The organism is Burkholderia sp. Bp9140 (assembly GCF_003853425.1).
GTDB lineage: Bacteria > Pseudomonadota > Gammaproteobacteria > Burkholderiales > Burkholderiaceae > Burkholderia.
In genome coordinates, this window is sequence record NZ_QTPQ01000029.1 from 1 (window position 1) to 15,548 (window position 15,548).

A 15,548-nucleotide genomic window follows, 5' to 3' on the forward strand; every position below is an offset into this window, starting at 1 on the left:
GCATCGCGAAGAACACGCCCTGGTTCGCCTGCGAACCCGAGTTCGGCTGCACGTTCGCGGCTTCCGCGCCGAACAGCGCTTTCACGCGGTCGATCGCCAGTTGCTCGACCACGTCGACGTATTCACAGCCGCCGTAGTAGCGCTTGCCCGGATACCCTTCCGCGTACTTGTTGGTGAGCTGCGAGCCCTGGGCGGCCATCACGGCCGGGCTCGTGTAGTTTTCCGACGCGATCAGCTCGATGTGGTCTTCCTGGCGGCGGTTCTCGTCCTGAATGGCAGTCCAGAGTTCCGGATCGACATTGGCGACGGTGCTGGTAGTGCGATTGAACATGATGATTGATCAAAAGAAAGTGATGGATTGATCCTGGTATGCCGGACTTGCCCGGACCCGCGAAGCCGAGCGCCGGAACGGCGCTCGATGACGTCGACAACCATGCCGCCCCGCGATGCCGGCTGAACGGTGACTCGTCATTGCCATTCCAGCAGACGCAAATTCGTTCAGATAGAAGGATTGCGACAATCCGCTAGGACACATCGCGCGGCGGCCCGGCCAAAAAAAATCGAAGGTCCGCATCGCTGCGGAACCTTCGACCGAACCTGCCGTTCCTGGAGAGGTCGTGCCTGCCCTTCGGCTTCTTGCGAATATGGGGCCTAAACAGCGGAGAAACAGTTGTCGACGAAGAGCTGGGTGCCGCTGACGAAGCTCGATTCGTCCGACGCGAGGAACAGCGCGGCCGCGGCCACTTCCGACGGCTCGCACAGCCGGCCTTGCTGCACCGCGATGGCCGCTTCGGTCGCGTCCACGCCCATCGCCTGCAGATCCTTCAGTTCGCGCATCCCGTGCGGCGTGCGGATGAACCCCGGCGCCAGCGCATTGCAGCGGATACCGCGGTCGCGGTATTCGACCGCGATCGCTCGCGCGAACATGTGGCATGCGCCCTTGGTCGCGTCGTACAGCACTTCGCCCGGCGTCGCGCAGACGGCCGAGATCGACGACGTACAGACGATGCTGCCGCGCCCCTTTTCGAGCATCTGCGGCAGTACCGCCTTCGTCATCAGGAACATGCTCTTCACGTTCACGCCCATCAGCCAGTCCCATTCCGACTCCTCGATGTCGAGGAACGGCTTGACGATCAGCGTGCCCGCATGATTGAACAGGATGTCGGCATTGCCGTAGTGCTTGCGCGCCGCATCGACCGCCTGCTGCACGTCCGACTGCTTCGACACGTCGGCGCCGAAGCCGATGGCCTGCAAGCCGGCATCGCGCAGCCGCGCCGCGAGCGTTTCGGCGGCGTCGCCGTCGCGGTCGATGATCGCCACCTTCGCGCCCTGCGCGGCGAACAGTTCGGACGCGGCACCACCGCACCCGCCCGCGCCGCCGCTCACGATGGCGACCTTGCCGGCCAGGCGGCCGTCGATCTTGGCATTCATGCGTCGTTCTCCAGTCTGGTTCGTTCGGACCGCTCAGCTGAACAGCGTCCGAAGATGATCGTTGAGGAAATAGCCTTCGGGGTCGACACTGCGGCGCAGTTCGCGGAACGCTTCGGCCTTCGGGAACCAGCGGTCCACGTCGTCGCGGTTCGTGAAGTGCAGCTTGCCCCAGTGCGGACGCGAACCGTAGTCGCGCAGGATGTCGTCGACGTCCTTCAGGAACGGCCAGTAGTCGACGCCGTTCGGGCCGCCCGAGCACGAGATGGTCACGCTGTCCTGGTGGTTGAACGGGCTGATCCACGCCGGATCGCCCTTCGTGAAGCGGTACTCGACCGGGAAGATGCAGTCGCGATGCCTGGTGAGGATCAGGTCGCGCACGCGGCGCAGCGCTTCCTTGCCGTGTTCGGCGGGCACCGCGTACTCGAGTTCGTGGAAATTCGCGACGTAGTCGATCGCATAGACCTCGGCGCTGTACGCGATCTTCTCGTGCTCGCCTGCGTGGAACGTGCGCGAGTCGGTGACGTCCATCACCTTGATTTCGCACACGTCGTAGTCCTTCTTCGAGTTCGACACCTTCGTGGTGTCGGGCAGGCAGTACAGGTGGCGGCTTTCGGACGTCGGGCACCAGAAGAAACCGAAATGCCGATGCCTTGCCGCAAGGTCGTCGTACTTTTCCATCAGCGCCTCGAAGTCCTCGCGCCACACGCGGTCGTGCAGCCAGAACGCGTCGGTCACCTGCAGCGTCAGCTCCGAGACCACGCCGAACATGCCGATATTCACCTGCGTCGCGTGCAGCAGGTCGAGGTCCTGCTGGTCGCCCACTTCCATGATCGAGCCGTCGGGACGAACGATCCGCATCCCGACGACCTGCGACGACAGGTTGCCGAGCGTCGTCCCCGTGCCGTGCGTGCCCGTCGCCAACGCACCGGCAATGGCCTGCGAATCGATGTCGCCCTGGTTGACGAGCGAGAAGCCGATGTCCTTCAGGTGGCGCGTCACCGCGTTGATCCGCGTGCCGGCCTTCACCGTGACGCGCTTTTGCCGTTCGTCGACCGCGACGATGCCCTGGTAGTCCTGCAACGACAGCAGCAGGCCGCTCGTCGCGACAACCGGCGTGAACGAATGTCCCGATCCCGCGCATCGGACGTTCTTGCCCTGGCTGGTCGCGGCATGCACCAGCTCGGCAATCTCCGCCTCGCTGGCCGGCGACGCCATGTGCGCGGCCACGCACGACTGATTGCCTACCCAGTTCCGCCAGAATCCGCCACGTGGAAGCGCCATCAACGTCTCTCCAGAAGTGCGCCGGCCGTCCCGCGCCGGCAGCCGTGTTCGGGTCGGCCGGCAACGAAGCGGGATAGTCCCGGCGCCGGCGCGATGCGTCGTGTTCGTATCAAAGGTATTGCGCCGGCCGGCTTTTCACTATCGGATTTCGGCAAGCGAGGGTTTCCACGGGGAATCGGGCCGCCGGGGCTTTTTTGACCGGCGCGTCGAGCGGATACAATGAATCGATCCGGCCCGCCCCCTCCCGACTCCGATGACGCCGTCTGCCGATCCGCGCGATTACTCTGGCGCCCCGTCGTTCGCACGCACGGTGGCGTTCTGCGCGTTCACCGACGTGGAGGAACAGGCGCGGATCTTCGACGGCTGGGATCTCAACTACACGCAGATCTCGGGCGGCCTGTTTCATGGCTCGTCGTCCATCGTGTCGCTCGGCGGCATCCGGCTGCTGGTCGAGGATCTCGACAAGGTGATCCTGCAGCAGGGCGCGGTGCCGTCGGACCGCATCGCGGTGGCCGTGCCGCTGGAGCTCGAAGGCCATGCGCGGATGTGCGGCGAGAAGAGCGGCCGCGACAGCCTGCATGTGTTCTCGAGCCAGCCGGTGTTCGAGTTCTATTCACCTGACCGGCACGTGCTCGTGAACGTCGAGATCGAGCCCGACAAGCTGTCGACCGAGGCGCTGCGCACGCTCGCCGCGTCGCTGCGGGCCCGCACCTTCGCGCCGCTGATCCCGATGACGGCCCAGGTCGCGGACCGCCTGCGCGACCTGCTGCGCCACACGATGGCCGCGGCCGCGAAAAGCACGCCGATCGGGGACGTGACGACGCAGGCGCGGATCGAACTGCTCGAGCGGACCGTGCTGTATGCGATTTCCGAAGCCATGACGGTGCCCGCGCCGGACGTGGATGCACTCGCGTCGCGTTCGACGAAGTACTGGTCACTCGTCAACGCGGTGCAGGAGCGGCTGCAGGATGCGTCGACGTGCCCGCTGTCGATCGCCGAACTGTGCGTGCAGCTCGGCATCAGCCGGCGTACCGCTCAATATGCGTTCAACGACACGCTCAATCTCAATCCGATCGCGTACCTGCGCGCCGTCCGGCTGAATCACGTTCGGCGCGAGCTGCGGCTGGGCGGGTCGGTGACGTCCGCTGCGACGAAGTGGGGATTCTGGCACCTGAGCAGTTTCGCGCAGGACTACCGGACGATGTTCGGCGAGTTGCCGTCGGCGACGGCGAGGCGCTACGCACACCGGGAAAGCTGAACGTCGACCGTGCGCGATGCGATGCTATTCAGATGTGCGGTGGAATTAGTTGCCCGAGAAACCACAGGGCGCGCCGCACGGCATTGACGCGTAATACACGGGTGTTCGCAATGAAGAAGCGCTCAATCGCGCCGCGCATTCCGGATCGCCTTGCAGCGATCGCGAATCGGGCACGTGATGCGTGGGGGAAGGGGAAAATCGCGTGAGCGAGCGGCAGCGCCACCACTCACGCGACGACGTGCGGCAGCGCCGCACGCCGTGCTTCAAACGCTCGACCGGCGCTCAGCGCCCGCCGCCCGGCAGCGCGATATCGATCAGCACCGGATCGTGATCCGACGAGCGATACGCATCCGGCGCGTAGAAGGTCTTCTGCTGCTCGGCCGACTTGTACGCGAGCGTGTACTGCAGCGCGAGCGGCTCGTCCGCATTGATGTGCCATTCGTGCACGGCCTTCACGTGCGATGCAAGCGGCAGCGACGCGAGTGCGTGATCGAGATAGCCGGCTTCGCCGTTGTACACGTAGCTGTACGCGTTGGCGCCGATCCAGCGCGACACCAGGTTGCGGTAGCCGCGCGATTCGAGCAGGCGGATCGGGTCTTCATGCGTGTAGCTGTTGAAGTCGCCGATCAGCAGCGTGCCCTGCCCCGCGACACCCGTCGGCGTGCCGGCGAGCCAGTCGGCCAGCTTCGCGGCCGCGCGCGTGCGCGTCGGGTTCCAGCAGCCCTGGCCATCGCCCTGGTCGAGGTCGTCGTTCGCCGCGTCCGGGCAGTTCTTCGACTTCAGGTGATTGACCGCGATCGTCAGCGCCTGCTTGTTGCCGCCGACACGCCGGAACGACTGCGCGAGCGGCTGGCGGTTCTTGTCGTCGATCGCGAGCGTCGACGCACGGCCGACGGGTTCGACCGCGCGGCTGTCGTAGATCATCGCGACCGCGATCGCGTCGCCGCCGAGGCGCGACGTGCCCGGGTCGACGACGCGCCAGTTGCTGCCGAGCTTCGCCGCGAGCTGACGCACCGCGCTCAGTTCGCCGTAGCCGTTGTTCTGGATTTCCATCAGGCCGATCACGTCGGCGTCGAGCGCCTTCAGCGCGCTGACTATCTTCGCTTCCTGACGCTGGAATTCCGGGTAGCTCTTCGCGCCGCGGTTGGCCGGATCGTCGAAGCCGCCGCCGAGACCGTTGCCGTTGAAGTAGTTGAGGACGTTGAACGACGCGACGCGCAGGTTCGATTTCGGATCGCGCGCCGGTGCGTTGGTGCGCGGGTTCGAACGCGTGTCGAACGCCGGCGCGGCCGCGCCGGGCAGCGGCTGCACGCGCCATGCGCCGTAACGCACCTCGAGCACGCCTTCGACGTCGCGCACGGTGTAGCCCGAGCGCAGCGTGTTCGCGGCCGACAGTTCCGGCGCCGGATACGGCACGGTCGCCGGATTCTGCTTGTTCGAGCCGTCGTCGAGGATCAGCCGGTTGCGTGCGTTCGCATCGATCTGCGTCTGCGCCTGCGACGGCGGCACCACGCTCGTCGGCGTGCGCAGGCGGCCGTTGCTCAGCATCACGCTGCCGTAGCGGCCGAGCTCGTAGTTGTCGGTGACGGTCAGCGTCTGCGGCAGGCGCACCCGCATCCCTTCATAAGCGGCGAACGCATTCGGGTTCTCGACCGGCAGCGAGAGCGTTGCCGGCGTGACCGTCTGGCCGTTCGCGCACACCGCGATCGCGCCCGACAGCGTGAGCTGCGTCTGCCCGTACTTCTCCTCGACCTTGCCCGTCACGTGCACGAGATCGCCGGCCTTCGCGCGCACTTTCGGCGCATAGACGAACAGGCCTTCGGACACGCCCGGCTGGTTGCGGCGCTGTGCGTCGGCCTGCTGGACGAAGAAGCCGCCGAAGCCGTCCGTGCCGCCGAACTCGGCCGTCACGACCGCTTCGATCGACACGTTCTGGCCGGCGAGCGGCGACGGCGCGCCCGGCCCCTGGATGTCGGCGATCGGCGTCGTGCTGCCGCCGCAGCTCGGGCTGACGGGAGCGGCAGTGGCGGCCAGGACGGGCGCGGCAAGCGTGGGCAGCAGCAATAGCGGGGCAAACAGGCGGATTGTCGAGCGCATGACGGGGAATCCCGGTTGTGAGGGTGGCGAAAGCTTAGCGGCGCTTGGTGACAGTTTTTCGCAACCCAGAGACAGATGACTGTAATTTTCCGGCCACCCCACGATGGCGATCGACCCCGCGCGCGGTCGAAAAGCGGGAAATCGCCCGACAAGGACCGCCCCTGTTCCGACGATTTCCCGATGCCGGCTTCACCCGCCGGCCGCGGTGCTAAACCGTCCCCGGCAACGCGCTCGACACGAGCAACGCCGCCACCATCAGCACGCCGGCGAGCACGACCGCCTCGATCCGCAGCACCGCGCCGAACCGGCGCAATGCGACGACCGGGACCGCAACCGCCGGATCCTTCAGCGCGACCATCAGCTTCGGCATCCCGAAGAACCGGTTGTGTCCGCCGAGCGCCGCCGCGATCAGCACGAGGGCGAGCTTGAGCAGCAGGATCTGTCCGTACGTCGACGTGAAGAGGTTGTTCGGCGTATCGACACCGCGCCACCCGTTGTACGCGCCGGTCGCAAACAGCATGGCCAGTGCAACCGTCGACGTATCGGAAAGTGCCTGCACGAACGACGCGCCGGTCATGCGCTCGCTCGCGGGCATCCCGGCGAATCGCGACATCACGCCGAATGCCGTCACGAACACGAGTCCGACCCACGCGCTGATCGCCAGCAGATGCAGCCAGTCGACCCACACGGGCACGCTGAACAGCCCCGCATCGACCGGATGCCCGCCGTTGCTGCGCGCCAGCGCGACGCCCGCGAGCGCGGCCCACAGCACGAACGGAAAGCGCGTATCGGTCGCGCGCCGCAGGAACGACAGCAGCACGACGACGGCCATGAACACGGCGCCGGCCAGCCACGCATGACCGAACCCGGTGCCGGCCAGCATCGAGCGAACGGCCGGCCCCGCGTCGAGCAGCGCCACTTCGCTCATCAACGCGCAATGCGCCCAGAACGCCGTGATGCTCGCGAGCAGCGACACGACGGACGCAGCGCGCAGCGTCGCGACGAGCCGCCGCGCGAGGTCGCGCTGCCACGCCGACACGCCGCGTGCGAGCCAGTGGCTGCCCAGCAGCGTGCCGACGACGACGGCGAACCCGGCGTTCTGGATCGCCACCGCCGCCAGCCGCAGCATGCCGACGAAGCCTTCGTTCACCCTTTCACCTTGAACGTGTAGGTGCCCTTGGTGCGATGCGCGTCGGCCGTCATCGCCGCCCATTGCACGGTGTACGCGCCCGGCGCGAGCGTCGGCAGCGCGACGGTCATCACGCGCGGCGTCGCCGGATCGACTTTCGCCTTGTCGTGCGCGACGGGCTTGCCGTTCGCGTCCGACACCTTCACCGAACTGAACGTCGGTTCGAGATCTTCGTTGAACGCAAGCCGCAACGTGTCGGGAGCGGTGTCGACCGTGCTGCCGGTCGCGGGCGTCGCGCTTTCCAGCTTGCCGTGCGCCGAGGCCGCAACCGGCGCGGCGGCGATCAGCGCGCCGGCCGCGACGAAGCCGGCAAGCCGCCTGAGTGTCGTGATCGTCGTATGCATGTTCATACCCACCCTCACGGCTTGCGCAGTTCGACGACGGTCAATGCACCGCCCACGTCCTCGGCGACGAAATCGATCTTGTCGCCGGCCTTGACCTGCGACACCATCGCCGGATCCTTGACCTTGAACACCATCGTCATCGCATCCATCCCGAGGTTCTCCAGCGGGCCGTGCTTGATCGTCAGCTTGCCAGCGGCCGTGTCGACCTTGCGGATCTCGCCGTGCGACATCGCGCGTGTCGCGGCGGCGCCCTGCTTCGCGTTGCCGCCCATGTCCATGCCGGCCATGTCGCCGGCCGCGTATGACGCGGCCGAAAACACCAGCGCGCAACCCGTTGCCATCGAAACCAGTTCCTTCTTCATCGTGCCTGCTCCATCCAGAGTGAGTGAAATGAAACCGGCGGCCGCATCGTCACGGCCGCCGCATGCTGCGTGCCGCTCAGCCGTCCGGCAATTCGCCGGTGTATTCGTAGGCGACCGTGCCCTTCGGATGCCGGAACCAGCCCGGATCGCGATAGTCGTTGCGGCCGAGCCCCTGCCGCACCTTGCAGACCGTGAACATGCCGCCCATTTCCAGCGGCCCGAACGGGCCGGTGCCCGTCATCATCGGCAGCGTGTTGTCGGGCAGCGGCATCTCCATGCCGCCCATCGCGCCGCCGGTGCTGCCCATCGCCATGTAGTCGGGCACGAGCTTGCCGATGCGCTTCGCGAGATCCTTCTGCGGCACGCCGATCAGGTTCGGCACCTGGTGGCCCATCGCATTCATCGTGTGATGCGACTTGTGGCAATGGAACGCCCAGTCGCCGGGGCGATCGGCGGTGAACTCGATCGCGCGCATCTGGCCGACCGCGACGTCGGCCGTCACCTCCGGCCAGCGCGCCGCCGGCGGAATCCAGCCGCCGTCCGTGCCGGCAACCTCGAAGCTGTAGCCGTGCAGGTGGATCGGATGGTTCGTCATCGTCAGGTTGCCGAAACGAATCCGCACGCGGTCGCCCGCCCGCACCGGCAGCGGGTCGATGCCCGGGAACACGCGCGAGTTGAACGTCCACATGTTGAAGTCCGTCATCTCGTTCACGCGCGGCGTGTAGCTGCCCGGATCGATGTCGTACGCGGCGAGCAGGAACACGAAGTCGCGATCGACCGGCATCGTCGCGCGATCCTTCGGGTGCACGATGAACATGCCCATCATCCCCATCGCCATCTGCACCATCTCGTCGGCATGCGGGTGATACATGAACGTGCCGTGCGCCTCCAGCTGGAACTCGTAGACGAAGGTCTTGCCGGGCGGGATATGCGGCTGCGTGAGACCGCCGACGCCGTCCATCCCGTTGGGCAGCCGCAGCCCGTGCCAGTGGATCGTCGTGTGCTCGGGCAGCCGGTTCGTCACGAAGATGCGGACCTTGTCGCCTTCGACGGCCTCGATCGTCGGGCCCGGCGACTGGCCGTTGTAGCCCCACAGGTTCGCGTTCATCCCGGGCGCCATCTCGCGCACGACCGGCTCGGCCGTCAGGTGGAACTCCTTCCAGCCGTTCTTCATCCGCCACGGCAGCGTCCAGCCGTTCAGCGTCGCGACGGGCGTGTACGGGCGGCCGTTGGGCGGCACGAGCGGCGGCTGCGTGCCGGCTTTCGCCATCGTGGGCGCTTCGGGCAGCGACGCGGCGCCAGCCTTGCTGACCATCGCCGCACCGAGCAGCGCGGCGCCCGAGCCGCTGAGAAATTGTCGACGGGACACCATGTCAATGACCTTCCGGATGCGTTGCGGGCGCCGGTTGCGCCACGGGTGAGGAAGCCGGCTGCGGCGCAGCGTCGGTCGTGGATGCGGCGGGAGCGGCCGCGCGTTGCGCTGGCTGCGCTGGCTGCGCTGGCTGCGCTGGCTGCGTCGGCTGCGTCGGCTGCGTCGGCTGCGTCGGCTGCGTCGGCTGCGTCGGCTGCTGCTGCGCTGGCTGCTGCTGCGTTGGCTGCTGCTGCGTCGGCTGCCGCTGCGTTGGTTGCGTTGCCTGCGCGGTCGGCAGCCGGCCGCCGACAGCCGCCTGCAGATCGGTTTCGGCGAGCCAGTAGTCCTTCAGCGCATCGATGTAGCCGTTGACCGCGCCGACCTGTTCGCGTGCATCGGCCAGCAGCTCGAACACGCTCGAGAGCATCCCGTTGTAGCGCAGCAGCAGCTCGTCCGAGATCGTCTTGCGCAGCGGCACGACTTCGTCGCGATAGTGTTTCGCGACGTCGTAGCTCATCGTGTATGCCGCATACGATTCGCGCACGTCCGAGCGCGCGTCGATGGCCGTCTGCGCGAGCCGGTTCGCCGACTGCATGTAGACGGCCTCGGCCCGCGCGACCTTCGCGCCGCCCCAGTCGAACAGCGGAATCTCGACGCTGATCTCGTAGCCGTGCTCGTGACCCTTGCCGGTCTCGTAGTTGTTCACGTAGCCGAGATCGACCGCGTTGACGAAGCGCGTCGCCTTGCTGAGTCCGAGCGACGACGCGACGCCCTGCGTCTGCAGCTTCGCGGCCTGGATATCGAGGCGGTTGCGCATTGCGTAGCGTTCGAGATCGGGCAGATCGGGGCGCGCCTTCGGCAGGTCGGGCAGGCGCTCGGGCAGCGTGTACCGCGTGCGCTCGCCCCACAGTCCCATCGCACGCGTGAGCTTCTCGCGCGCGGCCACGGCCTGTTGCTGCGCCTTCGCCTGCTGTGCGACCGCGTCCGCATGGAACGCCTGTTCGCGTGCGTAGTCGAGCCGGCTGAAGTTGCCGGCCTGCCGCATCCGCAACGCGAGTTCGGCGGCCGCGCTCGCGGCGTCGCGCACCTGTTGCGCATAGTTCGCGGCCTGCTCGGCGGCCACGGCTTCGACATACGCACGACGCGCGTCGGCCGCGACCTTCAGCATCGCGTCGGCCGTCTCCAGCTTGGTCTGCTCGAAGCGGCGGCGTTCGATGTTCGTCGCGAGCGGCAGCGTCAGCAGCGCGAACACGTTGGCCGAGAACGTGCGGCCGAGGCTCAGCTCGCCGTCGCCGGCCCGCGTGCGGCTGAACGAGAAGCGCGGGTTCGGCAATCGGCCGGCCTGCACGAGGTCGGCCTCCGACAGCCCGAGTTCGGCATACGACGCTTGCAGTCCGCGGTTGTTCAGCAGCGCGAGCTGCACCGCGTCGTCCATCGACAGCGGTTTCGCGAGCAATTCCTTCGTCCGCTTGTCGACGGCTTCGCGGTCGGCGTCGGTCCTGACGATGACGGCGTCCTTCCCGATGCGCTCGGATGCGGTGGACGACACGGCATCGAAGCCGCCGTCCTTCGAGAACGTCGTGCAGCCGGCGAGGAAGGCCAGCGCGAACACGGTCGCGCCGAATCGCGGTGAAATCGCAAATCTCGTCATTGCGCGGCCCCTCCGTGCATCGAATGGGCGGCGCCGGCCGCCGGGTTTCCGGGCTTTGCGTGTCCGGTCGTCTGCCCCTTCGCGGGCCGCTCCATCACGTCCCGGTTCAGTTGCTTCCAGCCCGGGCCTGCGTCGTCGCGATACGGCACGTAGCCGTCGAACGCGGACGTCACGGCGACGTCCGGCACCGACGCGGCTGCATCGGCCGGATCGGGAAAGGCGGTTTGCGCGGGCGCGAGCGACGGCACGAGGGCCGCCGCGCCAAGCAGCGCCGCAATGATCAATCGCATGGATGTTTCTCGTCGTGAGTCGTGCGGCGGACGTCGAATGACCGTCGGCACGGTTTGCGGATCGCGGCCGGCCGGCCGCGGGCAGGGACTAGACGGGAATCCGGCGCGGCGGCCGGTCGATGCCGCCGGTCAGGAACGACACGACGACGGTCGAAGGCGCGAATGAGACGATCGCGATGCCGATGTCCGACGTAACGGACACCGCGGGCACCTCCGCCATGCCCGTGCCGAAACAGCAGGCGCCGCAGGCGGAACACGACGTTGCGTGCCGTGCGTGGTTGTCGTGCTCATGCTGTTCGCCGTGGGCGCGCTGCATCGCCTGCGACGCAGCCGGGCCATCGGCGCTCGCCCCATCCTCCGCATGCGGCACCGCAGCGACCGCGCCCGCGCACTGCATCGACACGGTCGCGAACGACTGGATCGGCAGACACAGCGCCAGCAGCACGACGAGGATGAATTTGCGCCAGTACGACATGGATGCGGAATCAGGCAGACAATGACCGGATGAACGGGAGCAGCGCCGCGACGGCGCGCTCCGGACACAAGACGGTCGCAGCTTATCGCCGCCGGCGTGACGACGACATGGCCGAAACATGACCGGATTTTCATGAAGCGCGGGCATTGCATCGCATGCGCGCTTCGTGACAATTCCGTCATCCGGCGGTCATCTTTCGCGCACGCGTGGCACCGTAAGCTCACGCGTTACACTGACCGGCTGGAATCACGAACGGCCTGCTCCACCATGCGGATACTGATAGTCGAAGACGAACCCAAGATGGCGTCGTACCTCCGCAAGGGGCTGACGGAGGCGAGCTACACGGTCGACGTGGCCGAGAACGGCCAGGACGGGCTGTTCCTCGCGCTGCACGAGGATTTCGATCTCGTCGTGCTCGACGTGATGCTGCCGGAGCTGGACGGCTTCGAGGTGCTCCGGCGGCTGCGCGCGCAGAAGCAGACGCCGGTGCTGCTGCTCACGGCCCGCGAGGCGATCGAGGACAAGGTCACGGGGCTCGAACTGGGCGCCGACGACTACCTGCTCAAGCCGTTCGCGTATGCGGAGTTCCTCGCCCGCATCCGTTCGCTGCTGCGGCGCGCGCCGCGCAATGCGCGCGACATGCTGCATGTCGCCGATCTCGAGGTGGACCTGATCAAGCGCCGCGTGCGGCGCGCCGACAACCGCATCGACCTGACCGCGCAGGAGTTCGCGCTGCTGCAGCTGCTCGCGGAACGCGAGGGCGAGGTGCTGACGCGCACCTTCATCACGTCGCAGATCTGGGACATGAATTTCGACAGCGACACGAACGTCGTCGATGCGGCGATCAAGCGCCTGCGTGCGAAAATCGACAACGCCTACGAGAAGAAGCTGATCCACACGATACGCGGGATGGGCTACGTGCTCGAGGATCGCGCGTGACCGTCGGCCCCGCACCCTATTCGCTGCTCCGGCGCCTGACGCTCGCGTTCGCCGCCGTCGCCGCGCTCGTGTTCGCGCTGACCGGCGCGTACCTGTATCGCTCGCTGTCCGCCGAGCTGACCCGGCGCGACGACATCGAGATCGCCGGCAAGCTCAACCAGTTCCTGCAGCTCGCGCGAGCGAGCGGCTCGACGGCTGCGTTGCGCGCCGATCCGGCCGTCTTCCACGAAGTGCTGCTGTCGCATCCGGGCGTCTATCTCGGCATCTACGACAGCGCGAACCGCCCGCTCGTCGAACACACCGACGAAGCCGGCAACACGCTCGCCTCGGTCATCGCGCGGCCGCAGCCGGCCGCTGCGGCGGGCGCGGCCGCCCGCCCGTTCACCTGCTCGCCGTCCGGCATCGGCACGTCGCGCTGCGTGCGTGCGCGCGCCGCGCTGCCGTCGGGCGAGACCATCCAGGTCGCGCTGGCGCGTACGGCGACCGATCGCCAGTCACTGCTGGAAAGCTATCGCGTCGACATCTGGCTCGCGGCCGCCCTCGGCGCGCTGCTGGTCGGCGCGCTCGGCTACGCGGTCGCATCGCGCGGCCTGCGCCCGGTCGAGAGCCTCGGCCGGCAGACGTCGCGCATCGAGGCGCACAACCTGAACGCGCGCCTCGATGCGCGCGGCGGCCCGGTCGAATTGCGCGAGCTCGCCACGTCGGTCAACCGGATGCTCGACCGCCTCGAGCGCGCGTTCGTGCGGCTGTCGCAGTTCTCGTCCGACCTCGCACACGACATGCGCACGCCGCTCGCGAACGTGATCAGCTCGTCGCAGGTCACGCTGTCGCGCGCCCGCACCACCGAGGAATACGAGGCGCTGATCGATTCGAACATCGAGGAATGCGAACGGCTGCAGCGGATGATCGAGAACATGCTGTTTCTTGCGCGCACGGACAATGCGCTGCAGCACCTGAAGACCGTCGAACTCGACGCGGGCAACGAGCTGCGCCGGCTCGCGTCGTATTTCCAGGCGCTGGCCGACGAAGCCGGCGTACACCTCGACGTGCACGGCGAAGCGCCGGTCGTCGCGGACGCGACGCTGTTCCGGCGCGCCGTCAGCAACCTCGCGTCGAACGCGCTCGAACACGCGGAAGCCGGGTCGACGATCGAGCTGGCCGTATCGACGCGGCCCGGTTACGCGGTCGTCGAAGTCACGAACCGCGGCGTCGCGATTCCGCCCGAACAGATCGAGCGGATCTTCGAGCGCTTCTACCGGATCGATTCGTCGCGGCACGGCGCGGCGCGCAACGCCGGGCTCGGGCTCGCGATCGTCAAGTCGATCGTCGAACTGCACCGCGGCAAGATCGAGGTCGCGAGCCGCGACGGACGCACCACGTTCGCGCTGTATTTCCCGGCCGGGGCTTCGTGACACGCGCACGACGCCCGTGCACGCCGGTTGCTTCCCGGCACGGCATGCGCATCCGCTGAAACGCGAGTGCCCCGCCAGAATGAAAGGGCATGACCGCGCAATCTTGCCGAAAGCAGCCGGCTCGGCTAGACTGCCCTTCGTCTTTGGGGAGTAGCCTGCTTTCCTTCCCCGGAAAGCGAACGCGTCAACACACTCGGCCCGCGGCCGTGGCGCGTTCGGCCGAATCGGTCTGGCGAGACCATCGACGCATCGCGTCGGTCCTGGTCGGACGTCGGCAGATGCGTCATGGTTCGTCCACGTCCGACCACGGAGTCCCCATGTTCCTCCTTGCCTCCTCTTCGCGTTTCGCGCGTTCCATGACCGCCCGCATGCCTGCCTGCGGAGGTGCCGCATGACGTTGATGCTCGTCGAACTGGCGTTCATGCTGCTCGTCATCCTGGTCGCCGCCGAACTCTTCACGAATGCGCTCGAACATCTCGGCGAACGGCTGAAGATTTCCGAAGGCGTCACCGGTTCGCTGTTCGCGGCCGTCGGCACCGCGCTGCCCGAAACGATGGTGCCGCTGCTTGCGCTCGCGGGCGGCACGTCGAATGCGGCCGTGAACGAGGAAATCGGCGTCGGCGCGATTCTCGGCGCGCCGCTGATGCTCGCGACGCTGACGACCTTCCTGATGACGCTCGCCGTGATCCGCTCGCGCGGCCTGACCGGCACGATCACGCCCGAGCGGACCGGCTTCGTGCGCGACCTGAACTACTTCATCGCCGCGTTCGCGCTCGCCACCGTCGCGATGTTCGTCCCGCATCACGTGTGGGCCGTCCGCGCGCTGCTCGCCGTGATGCTGGTCGGGATCTACGTGACGTATGTCGTGATGACGTTCCGCGCGTCGACGCAGCTCGTCGACGCCGGGCACGGCACCGAAGCGCCGCACGCGATGTTCCTGTCGCGCGTCGGGCTGCCGACCAACCTCGCGACCATCGCGCTGCAGCTCGCGCTCGGTGTCGCACTGCTCGTCGGCGGTGCAAAGGGCTTCATTCACGGCGTCGAAGGCGTGTCGCACCTGCTCGGCATCTCCGCGCTGCTGCTGTCGCTGATCATCGTGCCGATCGCGACGGAGCTGCCGGAGAAGGTCAACAGCGTGCTGTGGATCCGCCGCGGGAAGGACACGCTCGCGTTCGGCAACATCACCGGCGCGATGGTGTTCCAGGGCACGCTGCTGCCCGCGATCGGCATCATGCTGACGCCGTGGGAGCCGCGCCCCGAAGTGCTGACCGGCGTGGTCATCACGCTCGCGGCGGCGGTCTGGCTGCGCGTCAATGCCCGCGCGCGCGGGCTCGCGATCTGGGCATTGCTCGCGAACGGGGCCGGTTACGTCGGCTATCTGTTCGTGACGCTGACGCGCTGACGCGCTGAAACGCCGCATCGGGTGCGATCGGGCGCGTCGTCCGGCGGACGCACGCACCCGACCGCG

At 67.5% G+C, this 15,548-nt stretch carries 14 protein-coding genes, 1 pseudogene and 1 riboswitch; of the genes and pseudogenes, 4 read left to right on the forward strand and 11 right to left on the reverse strand.

What is annotated here, in order from left to right; genetic code table 11:
• The 3 genes and pseudogenes from glyA to DIE21_RS23290 form a co-directional block, all read right to left on the reverse strand.
• Positions 1 to 331: pseudogene (gene glyA, locus DIE21_RS23280) on the reverse strand (serine hydroxymethyltransferase); the annotation flags it as partial.
• A gap of 320 nt (positions 332 to 651) precedes the next feature.
• A complete protein-coding gene (locus tag DIE21_RS23285) occupies positions 652 to 1,431 on the reverse strand; it encodes an SDR family NAD(P)-dependent oxidoreductase (protein WP_124499927.1) in 780 nt (259 codons plus the stop codon).
• 33 nt (positions 1,432 to 1,464) lie between these two features.
• The gene (locus DIE21_RS23290; protein WP_124499928.1) at positions 1,465 to 2,712 is read right to left on the reverse strand and encodes a D-arabinono-1,4-lactone oxidase; all 1,248 of its coding nucleotides are present in this window, start codon (positions 2,710 to 2,712) and stop codon (positions 1,465 to 1,467) included.
• A gap of 253 nt (positions 2,713 to 2,965) precedes the next feature.
• Here DIE21_RS23290 and DIE21_RS23295 point away from each other — a divergent pair, with 253 nt between their 5' ends.
• Complete coding sequence (locus DIE21_RS23295) at positions 2,966 to 3,970, forward strand: helix-turn-helix domain-containing protein (protein ID WP_124499929.1); 1,005 nt, start codon at positions 2,966 to 2,968, stop codon at positions 3,968 to 3,970.
• A 282-nt stretch (positions 3,971 to 4,252) separates the two neighbouring features.
• Here DIE21_RS23295 and DIE21_RS23300 read toward each other — a convergent pair whose 3' ends face one another.
• From DIE21_RS23300 to DIE21_RS23335, 8 genes are all read right to left on the reverse strand, one after another.
• Positions 4,253 to 6,067, reverse strand: coding sequence for an ExeM/NucH family extracellular endonuclease (locus DIE21_RS23300; protein ID WP_124499930.1), 1,815 nt, complete (start codon positions 6,065 to 6,067; stop codon positions 4,253 to 4,255).
• 208 nt (positions 6,068 to 6,275) lie between these two features.
• The gene (locus DIE21_RS23305; protein ID WP_124499931.1) at positions 6,276 to 7,217 is read right to left on the reverse strand and encodes a CopD family protein; all 942 of its coding nucleotides are present in this window, start codon (positions 7,215 to 7,217) and stop codon (positions 6,276 to 6,278) included.
• Positions 7,214 to 7,600, reverse strand: coding sequence for a copper homeostasis periplasmic binding protein CopC (gene copC / locus DIE21_RS23310; RefSeq protein WP_124499932.1), 387 nt, complete (start codon positions 7,598 to 7,600; stop codon positions 7,214 to 7,216). Before copC ends, DIE21_RS23305 begins: the two co-directional genes overlap by 4 nt.
• Positions 7,601 to 7,614: 14 nt before the next feature.
• Positions 7,615 to 7,962 (reverse strand): copper-binding protein, encoded by a 348-nt coding sequence (locus tag DIE21_RS23315; RefSeq protein WP_124499933.1) that lies wholly within the window; start codon positions 7,960 to 7,962, stop codon positions 7,615 to 7,617.
• Between the two features lie 76 nt (positions 7,963 to 8,038).
• On the reverse strand, positions 8,039 to 9,334 hold the full coding sequence (locus DIE21_RS23320; protein WP_124499934.1) for a multicopper oxidase family protein: 1,296 nt from the start codon (positions 9,332 to 9,334) through the stop codon (positions 8,039 to 8,041).
• Position 9,335: 1 nt separating this feature from the next.
• Complete coding sequence (locus DIE21_RS23325) at positions 9,336 to 10,964, reverse strand: TolC family protein (protein WP_124499935.1); 1,629 nt, start codon at positions 10,962 to 10,964, stop codon at positions 9,336 to 9,338.
• Complete coding sequence (locus DIE21_RS23330; protein ID WP_124499936.1) at positions 10,961 to 11,254, reverse strand: hypothetical protein; 294 nt, start codon at positions 11,252 to 11,254, stop codon at positions 10,961 to 10,963. The genes DIE21_RS23325 and DIE21_RS23330 overlap by 4 nt, the downstream gene beginning before the upstream one ends.
• Positions 11,255 to 11,342: 88 nt before the next feature.
• Positions 11,343 to 11,729, reverse strand: coding sequence for a hypothetical protein (locus tag DIE21_RS23335; protein WP_124499937.1), 387 nt, complete (start codon positions 11,727 to 11,729; stop codon positions 11,343 to 11,345).
• 267 nt (positions 11,730 to 11,996) lie between these two features.
• Here DIE21_RS23335 and DIE21_RS23340 point away from each other — a divergent pair, with 267 nt between their 5' ends.
• From DIE21_RS23340 to DIE21_RS23350, 3 genes are all read left to right on the forward strand, one after another.
• Complete coding sequence (locus DIE21_RS23340) at positions 11,997 to 12,668, forward strand: heavy metal response regulator transcription factor (protein ID WP_124499938.1); 672 nt, start codon at positions 11,997 to 11,999, stop codon at positions 12,666 to 12,668.
• Positions 12,665 to 14,080: a heavy metal sensor histidine kinase gene (locus DIE21_RS23345; protein WP_124499939.1), complete on the forward strand. Its 1,416-nt coding sequence runs from the start codon at positions 12,665 to 12,667 to the stop codon at positions 14,078 to 14,080. Before DIE21_RS23340 ends, DIE21_RS23345 begins: the two co-directional genes overlap by 4 nt.
• A 133-nt stretch (positions 14,081 to 14,213) precedes the next feature.
• Positions 14,214 to 14,389: riboswitch (yybP-ykoY riboswitch) on the forward strand.
• 82 nt (positions 14,390 to 14,471) lie between these two features.
• Entirely contained in the window at positions 14,472 to 15,482 is a 1,011-nt protein-coding gene (locus DIE21_RS23350; protein WP_124499940.1) for a sodium:calcium antiporter, read from the forward strand.
• Positions 15,483 to 15,548 lie beyond the last annotated feature (66 nt).

Coding starts and splice junctions, on each gene's coding strand:
- DIE21_RS23290 (WP_124499928.1), bottom strand. CDS start 2,712: ATGGCGCTTCCACGTGGCGGATTCTGGCGGAACTGGGTAGGCAATCAG.
- DIE21_RS23325 (WP_124499935.1), bottom strand. CDS start 10,964: ATGACGAGATTTGCGATTTCACCGCGATTCGGCGCGACCGTGTTCGCG.
- DIE21_RS23330 (WP_124499936.1), bottom strand. CDS start 11,254: ATGCGATTGATCATTGCGGCGCTGCTTGGCGCGGCGGCCCTCGTGCCG.
- DIE21_RS23335 (WP_124499937.1), bottom strand. CDS start 11,729: ATGTCGTACTGGCGCAAATTCATCCTCGTCGTGCTGCTGGCGCTGTGT.
- DIE21_RS23320 (WP_124499934.1), bottom strand. CDS start 9,334: ATGGTGTCCCGTCGACAATTTCTCAGCGGCTCGGGCGCCGCGCTGCTC.
- DIE21_RS23300 (WP_124499930.1), bottom strand. CDS start 6,067: ATGCGCTCGACAATCCGCCTGTTTGCCCCGCTATTGCTGCTGCCCACG.
- DIE21_RS23340 (WP_124499938.1), top strand. CDS start 11,997: ATGCGGATACTGATAGTCGAAGACGAACCCAAGATGGCGTCGTACCTC.
- DIE21_RS23285 (WP_124499927.1), bottom strand. CDS start 1,431: ATGAATGCCAAGATCGACGGCCGCCTGGCCGGCAAGGTCGCCATCGTG.
- DIE21_RS23350 (WP_124499940.1), top strand. CDS start 14,472: ATGACGTTGATGCTCGTCGAACTGGCGTTCATGCTGCTCGTCATCCTG.
- DIE21_RS23295 (WP_124499929.1), top strand. CDS start 2,966: ATGACGCCGTCTGCCGATCCGCGCGATTACTCTGGCGCCCCGTCGTTC.
- DIE21_RS23315 (WP_124499933.1), bottom strand. CDS start 7,962: ATGAAGAAGGAACTGGTTTCGATGGCAACGGGTTGCGCGCTGGTGTTT.
- copC (WP_124499932.1), bottom strand. CDS start 7,600: ATGCATACGACGATCACGACACTCAGGCGGCTTGCCGGCTTCGTCGCG.